General features: G+C 41.9%; 10 protein-coding genes and 1 pseudogene. 7 read left to right on the top strand and 4 right to left on the bottom strand.

Going from position 1 to position 9277, the window contains the following annotated elements:
* Positions 1 to 208 precede the first annotated feature (208 nt).
* Entirely contained in the window at positions 209 to 733 is a 525-nt protein-coding gene (locus ACSLP7_RS12900) for a 5' nucleotidase, NT5C type (RefSeq protein ID WP_435579679.1), read from the bottom strand.
* Between the two features lie 136 nt (positions 734 to 869).
* Here ACSLP7_RS12900 and ACSLP7_RS12895 point away from each other — a divergent pair, with 136 nt between their 5' ends.
* The 3 genes from ACSLP7_RS12895 to ACSLP7_RS12885 all read left to right on the top strand — a co-directional run bounded on the left by ACSLP7_RS12895 (position 870) and on the right by ACSLP7_RS12885 (position 4470).
* A complete protein-coding gene (locus ACSLP7_RS12895) occupies positions 870 to 1244 on the top strand; it encodes a hypothetical protein (protein WP_435579678.1) in 375 nt (124 codons plus the stop codon).
* A 132-nt stretch (positions 1245 to 1376) separates the two neighbouring features.
* The gene (locus ACSLP7_RS12890; protein WP_435579676.1) at positions 1377 to 2279 is read left to right on the top strand and encodes an EamA family transporter; all 903 of its coding nucleotides are present in this window, start codon (positions 1377 to 1379) and stop codon (positions 2277 to 2279) included.
* A gap of 70 nt (positions 2280 to 2349) precedes the next feature.
* Complete coding sequence (locus tag ACSLP7_RS12885; protein ID WP_435579675.1) at positions 2350 to 4470, top strand: FAD-dependent oxidoreductase; 2121 nt, start codon at positions 2350 to 2352, stop codon at positions 4468 to 4470.
* 52 nt (positions 4471 to 4522) lie between these two features.
* On the opposite strand, the gene ACSLP7_RS12880 is transcribed toward ACSLP7_RS12885, so the two are convergent.
* A complete protein-coding gene (locus tag ACSLP7_RS12880; RefSeq protein ID WP_435579674.1) occupies positions 4523 to 4645 on the bottom strand; it encodes a hypothetical protein in 123 nt (40 codons plus the stop codon).
* Between the two features lie 138 nt (positions 4646 to 4783).
* Between ACSLP7_RS12880 and ACSLP7_RS12875 the strand changes: the two genes are divergently transcribed.
* Positions 4784 to 5146 (top strand): hypothetical protein, encoded by a 363-nt coding sequence (locus tag ACSLP7_RS12875; protein ID WP_435579673.1) that lies wholly within the window; start codon positions 4784 to 4786, stop codon positions 5144 to 5146.
* 2 nt (positions 5147 to 5148) lie between these two features.
* Complete coding sequence (locus ACSLP7_RS12870; RefSeq protein WP_435579672.1) at positions 5149 to 6762, top strand: FAD-binding protein; 1614 nt, start codon at positions 5149 to 5151, stop codon at positions 6760 to 6762.
* Between the two features lie 41 nt (positions 6763 to 6803).
* Here ACSLP7_RS12870 and ACSLP7_RS12865 read toward each other — a convergent pair whose 3' ends face one another.
* Positions 6804 to 6926 (bottom strand): hypothetical protein, encoded by a 123-nt coding sequence (locus tag ACSLP7_RS12865; protein ID WP_272832471.1) that lies wholly within the window; start codon positions 6924 to 6926, stop codon positions 6804 to 6806.
* Positions 6927 to 7242: 316 nt separating this feature from the next.
* Between ACSLP7_RS12865 and ACSLP7_RS12860 the strand changes: the two genes are divergently transcribed.
* On the top strand, positions 7243 to 8148 hold the full coding sequence (locus ACSLP7_RS12860) for a hypothetical protein (RefSeq protein WP_435579671.1): 906 nt from the start codon (positions 7243 to 7245) through the stop codon (positions 8146 to 8148).
* A 54-nt stretch (positions 8149 to 8202) separates the two neighbouring features.
* Here the strand turns inward: ACSLP7_RS12860 and ACSLP7_RS12855 are convergent, their stop codons facing one another.
* Positions 8203 to 8823, bottom strand: coding sequence for a hypothetical protein (locus tag ACSLP7_RS12855; RefSeq protein ID WP_435579670.1), 621 nt, complete (start codon positions 8821 to 8823; stop codon positions 8203 to 8205).
* Between the two features lie 257 nt (positions 8824 to 9080).
* Here ACSLP7_RS12855 and ACSLP7_RS12850 point away from each other — a divergent pair.
* Positions 9081 to 9277 (top strand): annotated as a pseudogene (locus tag ACSLP7_RS12850) (CocE/NonD family hydrolase); the annotation flags it as partial.

The raw sequence follows: 9277 nt of genomic DNA, 5'->3' as shown, positions 1-9277 counted from the left end.
TCATAGGTCGGATATTTGGTGGGTAAAGCTATCTGTGTATTGCATAACTACTTGCTTTAGCCCACTCTTCAAGCAGCACCAGTAATCTGGCTCTCTTGGCTGCCCAATTTTTAAATAAAATTTCCATAACGCTTGTTGTTAATTAAACTTGTCTCTATTAATAAGTCGACAAGAATTGACAAGGTTGCGTTATAATCTTGTTAAAGTCCTATTTCAAAAGCTTTTGGGCTACTTCTTGCCAGCTGTCCACGCGCTCATAGCCAGTGTCTTTATTGTTGTGTGGAGAATTGAATAAAAGTCCACGGCCGTTGAAGTACTTGAGGTTATACGAGCGATCATCAATCAGGACATCACCATCCAATATAAATTTATGACCACAGAGTATGCGGTATTCCCAAGTGATGAAGGGAAAGTGTTCATCCAACCAATCACTTTTTTCACGCAGAGAATTGGGGAACTGAGTCGCAGCTGTTGCTATGTAAACCTCGTGCTTTTCAGAGAGTTCTTTCATGACCTGCTGGCTGTCTTTGATCACGGGTAGCTCTCTAAAGAAGCCATCGCGCCATACGTGGTCTTTTACGTTTTGCAAGTGCTCATAAGGGACGTTCTCCCAAACTTCACCACTAGCTATGTCTTCCAGCTTCAATTGGGCGTTAAATTCTGCGTTGTACAGATCAATATGTGCGCCGTAAGTGTCTGCCAACACCTCGTCCATGTCTACAAATATGGTCATCTTGTTTTTATTTCAAAGTTCTTTATTTTCAATTTGATTTGTATAATAATCTTTGGGTTTAACGCAAAGTTAATGTTTGATCATTGTCAGTTTCTGGCATTTAAAAAATGCCTTAATTTGCTAGAAACACACCATCATGACCGAGCAGTTGTATCAATCACTTTACTGGATTCCTGAATATGCAACAGGCGTTTGGGTGACTTTAAGCGTACTAATCGTCTTTGTTCTATTAAAGATAATACAGCGACGACATCTTGGCAAATCCTTGTTCAATCTTGGCATTGGTGTATTAGCATTGATTTGGCTGTATCCCTTAATCACACCCTATTTCTATCCCATTGAGACGGGCTTAATTTTGACCTTAATAACTTTTGGCTTTAGTATTTACTATTATAGTCGATTAGCAAGAGAAGCTGCCAAACTGCACCTTTTGCTAGTACCACAGTTGATTTGGCTATCACTTTCAACACTTTACCTATTGCTTGTTTTAATCAGCAAGTTCAAGGCTTGACCGAATCCAAAATATTTTGAGGCATTAGCATGCGAAATGCCAATCTATACCGAATTCAGATAAATCTATAGCGCACATTCTTGCCGTCTCAATTAATAGCTGTACTATTGATTCTCAATTCTAAGTACTCCTGTGAAGTCTGAACGCGTTCTCATACCTCTAGCATTTTTTGCGATCTACGTGATCTGGGGAGCCACCTATATGCTTAATAAAGTCGCAGTGGGACAGTTAGAACCCTTTTATTTGGCGGGCATCCGTTTTACAACTGCTGGCTTATTGATCTTTGGTATTGCTCGTCTGCTCGGTCATAGCTTAAAAATCAGTTGGAAACAGGTCAGAAATACCGCTTTTGTTGGCTTTTTGTTTCTGACTTACGGAAATGGAATAGTGGTCTGGGCATTGAAATTCGTGGATAGCAACTTCGCGGCTTTAGAAATTGCTGCTCAGCCCTTAGTAGTATTATTGCTGATGTGGCTCTTACAGGGAAAGAAGATCAAGTTCAAATCCATGATTGGAGTATTCCTTGGCTTGGTAGGGATGTATTTGCTGATCAGTCAAGAGGAGATACTTATGGGTCCAAATAGTCTGCTTGGAGTACTGATGATTTTTAGCTGTATGTTGAGTTGGGGCTACGGCAGTTTGTTTGTTACCTATGCCGATCTGCCAAAGAACTATTTTGTCAACACGGGATTCCAAATGTTCTTTGGAGGTTTAATGTTGTTTATAGTGAGTTGGGCCTTTGGAGAGCCTTGGGTTGGACCCCAACATTGGCAAACCGATGTACAATGGGTTATGGTGATCCTAATCGTGTTTGGAAGTATCGCAGCCTTCACCTCATTTAACTATTTACTTAAACGAGTCTCTCCGGAAAAGGTGGCAACCTCTACCTACGTAAACCCAATCATTGCTATGCTTTTGGGTTGGTATGTGCTAAATGAATCTATAAGCTTGCAATCAGTAATGGCAGCATTGGTACTATTAACTGGAGTCTATTTCATCAATAGTGGCAAACATAAAAAGGAAGGAAAGCCATAAAACAGGTATTTACCACCTGTTATCGCCAAAGGGTCAATTGTAGTTTTATCCAAACTAAAACCCCTAAGGCATGAGTTATTTAGAATTCAGAAGCCCGGCACAACCGGACAGCACTTCATCCGAAGCACTAAAAAGATCAAAACAAGAGACCACAAAAGGATCCATTAAAAGAGCCTTTTCAGACTATGTAGTAAAAAACCACGGTGATCGCTACTTAGAACAGCTGAAGCAGCAACGCCAGAAAGCGAAAGAGGGACCCAAGCTTCAATTGGATGACACTACGCCTTTGGTGGGTATTGTAGGTGGTGGTTTTGCAGGAATGTATGCGGGTTTAATTCTACAATCCTTAGGCCTCGAATTTGAGATCTTTGAGGCTTCAGATCGCGTTGGAGGTCGCATAGATACGTGGTATTCCAAAAACTATGATCCAAACAATCCGGATCAGGCCTGTTTATACGGTGAAGTTGGAGGTATGCGTGTTCCGCAATTCTCTGCAGATATGTTGCCCGTTCAACAACTAACCATTGCCTTAAACACGGTCTTGACCAGAAATGGCTTGAACGATCAATTGGTCAACTGGCGTAAATTTTATTACAGTTCACCAGTGCAGCGATTGCGATACAACAATATGCAAGCGCCAATAGAGGCAAAAGACGCTGGATTGAATCCACTGAATTTTGATGCTGCAAATGGGGGGGATATCGCGGAGGTATGGCTAACACCAACCTCACAAGGATCCAGCGCTCCTTATCTGCCTATAAACATGATCTTGGATAAAGTCAACCAACCCTTTATTGAGGCGATCAATGAATCCTTTAAAAAAGGATTTGAAATGCTGATGCAGCATGACGATCACTCCATGTGGAGCTATTTGAGCAATGTCTTTACCCTGGGAGATCTAGGAGAATATTATCAACCAGCAATGGGAGATAAAACAGATCATTTGCCCTACAATGTAATATCCTATCTGGAAACATTAAACGTGGGTACAGGGATGTATTCTGTTTCCTTTGTTGAAATGGTTATTGCCGTTTACGACTGGGGAGGAAGTAAAAATCCTTATGACAAAGCAGATCAAAACATCTATATGGTTACTGTAGACAAAGGCATGCAACACTTTCCAGATGCTTGTAAGACGGTACTTAACCTGCAAGATGGTGTGCAAATTACCGATGGAATCGCTGCCCAACAATTAGTCGGAATGATTCCCGGACAAAATGGGCAGAAAGGATATTCTCCATCCAATCTTACTGCCGATGCGGCGCCACCATCGACCGTTCCTAAAGCAGACCCTATCGTACCTACACCAGCTCCTGCTTCTGCAGCAAAACAGCGGGTATTCAACAACACAAAAGTAAATGCGCTTCGCTATGACAGCAATATGTACAGTGGTTATGGCGGAATGCAAGTCGATCTGACCGATGCTCAAGGAACACATACCAAAAACTACCCCTATGTGATCAGTACCTTGCCAAATGGTAATTATATCAACGGCAGTTTAGGCGGTGATTTCTTCCAATCTTTAAGCTTTGACAAAGCTCGAGCTTTAAGAGAGTGCAATTATATGCCATCATTTAAAGCGTTCATCACCTTTCACAATCAGTTTTGGGCCAAACTGGGTGAGCGTCAAGATGCCGGTTTGGGTGTTGGCACTTCAGACCGACCCAACAGACAGATCGTTTACCCTTCATACGGTTATGAGGCCCAAGGAGGCGTCTTGCAGATCTATTGTTGGGCTCAAGATGCGGAACGCATGGGAGCTCTGGGGGATCAAGAGCGTGTCAATGAGTGTTTAAAAGGAATTCAGTACTTATACCCAGAGGTTGACGTCCTGGCAGCCTTTGCTGGCTATGACCCTGAGATTACAACCAAGACCTGGTTTTGGGACAACCACGCAGGGGGTGGTGCTTTCGCCTTATACAAACCAGGGCAGTTCAAGAACCTTTATCCCTCCTTACTCAGTCCTGAATTTGACGGACACTTAAATCTAGCAGGAGAATGCTGTTCCGTGCATCACGGTTGGATTGTAGGGGCTTTAGATTCAGGATACAATGCGGTTTTCAATATTTTAAAACAAATGAATCGTGAAGACTTGATCTCTCAAATGCAAGAGACTTGGGGTGTTCTAAGCTATCCAGATATTGACTCTAAAGAAAAGCAAACGCAACAACTATCCGCTTACTTGAGCTAAGAACACAAAACCAATTAATTCAACCCTCTAAGAGCTATTCTTGGAGGGTTTTTTATTTCTTGTTGTTTCGTTTTTGATACTTCTTAATGACCGCGATCAGGAAAGAAAGGAACATGATTCCAAAGATCAAAATACCGATCAAAACGGCTTGCCAGATACCAACGGCTAGGGTCATAATCACAAGGTTTTAGCAAAGATACAGGAATTCCCTCTGCAATTAGGGGATAAATCCTCTTGTCCAACTCTTTGTGCACAACTACTTTTAAATCAACGAATTCGACCCATAACCAAACCCAAAATAACACCCTTCAACATGTCAATTACAACCCCTAAAATTGTTCGGTTTGCCTTGCTAGGACTTCTGATGTTCTCATTGCACTCCTGCTATTCTGTTCGTTTTGTCAGTATTAACGGCGATGAGCAACCCGATCCACTCAGCAGCCGTACAGATTACTATCGCGATATGCAGGTTATAGAGCTAGATACAGTGATCACAGCAAAAGCCACAACTCAAGACATCAACTATTTGATAAAAGAATCGTCCGACTGTAAATCCGGAAGGATTCACACCATTGAATTCAGAAATACCCTTGGAGGTGTTTTGCTCAGTGCAATAACCTTTGGAAGAAAACGCAAAGTCAAGATCAAATACGTCTGTCAACTCGAAACTAACTAACTATGGCCTCAACAATAGCACATGCAAAATCGGAATGGGACACCTTGCACCACAATGGCCCTTTTCCATTAAAAACCTTGTACATTACCGAATTGGAAGGGGAGGGAAACCTGCCGGATAAATTTGCGCGGTACGCGGATGCAGCTCAAGAAATTCAACGGCTGATCCAAGAAACAAAAAATGCGCATCAGGGTTTCAGAGCTTATGGCTCCCGCTGGTCCATGAATCATATTGCCAGTCATCACGACCGTATGCATTACAATGGATTCATGAATATGCACATACCCACATTTGATACGGATCTGCATGCCAATTCCAATTTTAGCGCAGACAATATCTTTTTCTTTCAATGCGGAAATACGATCAAACGAGTATCTGAAGTGCTCTCAGCCCACGGCAAATCCTTAAAGACATCTGGAGCCAGCAACGGTCAAACCATTGCAGGTTGTATTTCTACAGGCGTTCATGGCTCAGGTCTGGACGTTGGTTCCGTACAAGATTATGTAGTTGGACTCAATATTATCACCGGTCCCGATCCGCAGGATAACATCTACTTAGAACCAGCAAGTAAACCCGCTCTAAATGATGCATTTGCACAAAAAGTGTCTGGTCGAATTGTTAGAGACGACGAGATCTTTAAAGCGGCTTTGGTGAGTTTAGGTAGTTTTGGTTTTATTCATGGAGTAGTCATTGAAGCAGAAGATCGTTTTTTGTTGAATCGATATGTGCAGAAAATACCCAAGAAATTGGCTTTGGAGTTGTCCACAACTATGGACTTCGCCAATAGTGGTTTCAGTATACCGCAAGAGTTAGACTCCAATGGTAAACCCAATAGACCCTATCATTACAAGGTATTTATCAATCCGTATTCCAAGGAAACCGACTACGTGGTCGAGGTGATGTATAAAAAGCCTTATCAGACACCCTATCCAGATCCCTTTCCAATCATTAAAGAATCGATCTATCGGGACTTGATCTATGTGTTTATCAAGATCGCTGAGAAATTTCCTAAAAGTATTCCTTGGCTTATTAAACGTCTCAGAAAGACCATCTTACCGCTGAATGACCTTGAACGTGTGGTTACCGGAACGCTGCCAGAGATCTTCTGGGATGCGCCATATCAAGGGGCAGCCTTTGCTTGTTCCTTTGGAGTAGACCATAAGGATTCTGCAAAAGCACTTCAGGTGTTGACTGACCTAACCGTTAATGAGGGTCCAATACCTGGTATTTTTGCGATGCGCTTTGTCAAACAATCGGAGGCAACCATGGCCTTTACCAAATTCCCAATCACCTGTATGCTTGAAATTGACGGCGTATTGTGGAAGCCTAACCGACGAATCATGAGCTTGAATCAGTACGGCAAGCGGATGATAGAAGAACTCAAAAAGCACAACATTCCCTTTGCAATCCACTGGGGAAAGAATGCGGACTGGGACAATCCGGGCTTGGTAGAACATATGTTCGATGCTGCATCAATTAAGTCTTGGCAAAAGTCAAGAGCGGCACTCTTGAGTCCTGAGATGCAGGAGCTTTTTAGCAATCACTTTTTGAGTGATATTAAACTAAAAGATCAAACTACCGCTCCGGTGATTGACCCGGCTGATCCTATTACATAAAAAAACCCCGCGAATAGCGGGGAGTTTCTTTTTGGGTAATTTTAGCGATGAATCGCATAACTACTCGCACGGGCATATTCTACCAATTTGAGTTTGAGCCATTCACGCGTCTGATCCCAATCTTTGTTGTGAACAAAATTTAACTTGAGTAATAGTCGCTTCATACGGTGAGGTTAGCGTGTTATACAGTCTTTACCACTGCAAAACGCAGCGATATAAGGATCAGCACGAGTAGTTAAAAGGAATTGGTGGCGACTATAGCCTAAGTAAGCGTCAATCTTTGAGGTACTTAAAGGTAAGAATTTTCTTCGGATTCTAAAACTTAAATCCAACTAATCGATGAGTTTAATGTTTATCCGTTAAACGGCTTAAATTAATAATTTTCAGGGTCATACGGTGACTCTAGTTGGAGTGCTTTCCAGTATAATCACCTATAGAAATCCTCTTGACAATAGCTAATTTGTTGGCTTATCAAGAATCATGTCTGGTTTGACCTCTAGGGCGATCGTTGTTAGTATAGCTTTTGTTTTTGCATTGCAATTATGCTTTGCTCAAGAAAGTTCCATGCCCTATGATCAGCGGATAAAAGGTTTAGAAATAGGCATAAGCACTGGCTATTCTTGGTTAAATCTTGAATCTGGGCGTGCTTTGCTATTTGATACCAACGATCTAACTCAAAATGAAATTACAGTCAATGAACAGGCTTCAGGAATAAATCAAGAATTTGACCAGTCTAAAGCTCAAATTGGCCTTTTCGCAAATTGGAATTTCTCCAAACGACTTAGCATTGGGGTTCAATGGGATCTCTTGCAACAGATCGAGTATCGCGAGAATGCGTTTATTACACAGTCTTACTTAGATTCCAGAGGTGAGATCTCTGTTAACAATAGTGGACGCTATGCGTTTGGTTCCACCACAGATATCAATGTACTCTGGCTGAGTTTTAAATGGAGCCCAATCGCTTTCAATCTTGGTAAAAACCATTTGAGCATTTACCTTAAAGCTGCTGCTGGAAGTAGTTTTTATTCTTTGTCGAATCGCATACCAGATGCTTTTTTAAGTTTAGACTTTATGTCGCCTGCAGCCGTTGGTAACTTTCGATTGGGTCCCGGGGAGATCGTAAACCAAGATTTTAATCAGCAAGCATGGGCCTGGCAAGTGGGAGGAGGTTTTAGCTTAAGATCAACCGTAATTCCTGGAATTCGTCTTGGGCTGTTCTACAGTGGGCTCGGAAGTTTTATTCAGCAGGATGTTTCTCCTGCAGAGCTCTTTGTTTTGACCGCTGTAAACTCTCAAGCGAATGATCAATTCATAAATATCTCATCAAGCCAGCAAGCACGATCCTTGAGATCACTGAGCTTGGCGATTGAGATCTTTGCTTGGTAATAAAAAAACCCCGTCGAAAGACGAGGTTTTTATAACTCCTAAAAATCCTTACGACTAAGAATTCTTATAAAGTGGCGGGGTTATCGTAGGAATAGAACTGCCATCGTTTCCTTGCAAATGAAGGTTAGGCGCTAAGAAACGTACTTGTGTGTGCTTTTCATCCTTTTGGATGGTCGCATCCATCACAATACCAAACATACTTCCAGAAACTGAATAGTCGTACTGCGTGTTTTGAATGGTACCCTTGTATTCAAAACGCTGAGTTTTGTTCACCAAATCCATCATGGTGTCGATGATCTTAGACTGCTGTTCGCGAGTCAGTCCCCAGGAATCCATGGTGTGGGTAGTTTGGCTGTATGAAGAATGACTTCCTCCTCCAGAAAAGAATAAAAAGAAGCCGCGACCACCGCTGGATGTCTTTTTTGTTAGTTGATCGTACTCGTGCTGTTTTGAAGCGGTTAATAGACTGCGGATCAATTGATCCAAAGCATTTACATTCTCAGGTGTTACACATTGCATGTTAAGGGTAAAGTCCACATCGACATCTGCGTGAGCAGGAACGGTGTAAGTTACTCCAGAAACTTGTCCTTGGCCATAAGCGGTTACTTGAACGCCGTCTGTAGCAGAACCTGAATTGTCAACTGAGTTTGCAAAAACTGTACTTAGATTACTCATAATTATTAGGATTAGAATTAATAAACAATCGAAATACGAACTGTGAAATAAAAGGGGAGTGCGGGGAAACGCACAATTCGAAGGGGATTTCACTTTGAAATATGAGGCTAAACTAGTAGATAGCTTTTCGGGATGCATCCGTAGAAACACTCGATTTACTCTTGGCAACACTTTTATAATTGATTAAAGAAGCGCTCAGGTCTCAACTGCGGGTTCATTTTTTGTATTTTTAATGCACTAACCAAAAATCAGTTCGCATGTCTCGCATCTCCTTTATTTCGAGTCTTTTTTTCTTATTGCTACTAACTCCTCAATGGGCTGCTTCTCAGGATGATGATGTACTTAAAAAATTAGAAGAAATAGCCATCATAGATCAAAAGGTCATGATGCCGATGAGAGACGGAGTGCGTTTGGCGACTGACATTTACAGACCAAAGACTGATGAGCCTGTGCC

Origin of the sequence: Gilvibacter sp., assembly GCF_965601605.1 — a bacterium.
Lineage (GTDB): Bacteria > Bacteroidota > Bacteroidia > Flavobacteriales > Flavobacteriaceae > Gilvibacter.
The sequence above is the reverse complement of the archived record's forward strand: the minus strand, read 5'-3'. Positions and strand labels throughout refer to the sequence as shown.

Bases quoted from the DNA above. Each gene is read 5' to 3' on its own strand.
- ACSLP7_RS12855 (WP_435579670.1), bottom strand. From the start codon at position 8,823: ATGAGTAATCTAAGTACAGTTTTTGCAAACTCAGTTGACAATTCAGGT.
- ACSLP7_RS12870 (WP_435579672.1), top strand. From the start codon at position 5,149: ATGGCCTCAACAATAGCACATGCAAAATCGGAATGGGACACCTTGCAC.
- ACSLP7_RS12860 (WP_435579671.1), top strand. From the start codon at position 7,243: ATGTCTGGTTTGACCTCTAGGGCGATCGTTGTTAGTATAGCTTTTGTT.
- ACSLP7_RS12900 (WP_435579679.1), bottom strand. From the start codon at position 733: ATGACCATATTTGTAGACATGGACGAGGTGTTGGCAGACACTTACGGC.
- ACSLP7_RS12885 (WP_435579675.1), top strand. From the start codon at position 2,350: ATGAGTTATTTAGAATTCAGAAGCCCGGCACAACCGGACAGCACTTCA.
- ACSLP7_RS12880 (WP_435579674.1), bottom strand. From the start codon at position 4,645: ATGACCCTAGCCGTTGGTATCTGGCAAGCCGTTTTGATCGGTATTTTG.
- ACSLP7_RS12875 (WP_435579673.1), top strand. From the start codon at position 4,784: ATGTCAATTACAACCCCTAAAATTGTTCGGTTTGCCTTGCTAGGACTT.
- ACSLP7_RS12865 (WP_272832471.1), bottom strand. From the start codon at position 6,926: ATGAAGCGACTATTACTCAAGTTAAATTTTGTTCACAACAAAGATTGG.
- ACSLP7_RS12895 (WP_435579678.1), top strand. From the start codon at position 870: ATGACCGAGCAGTTGTATCAATCACTTTACTGGATTCCTGAATATGCA.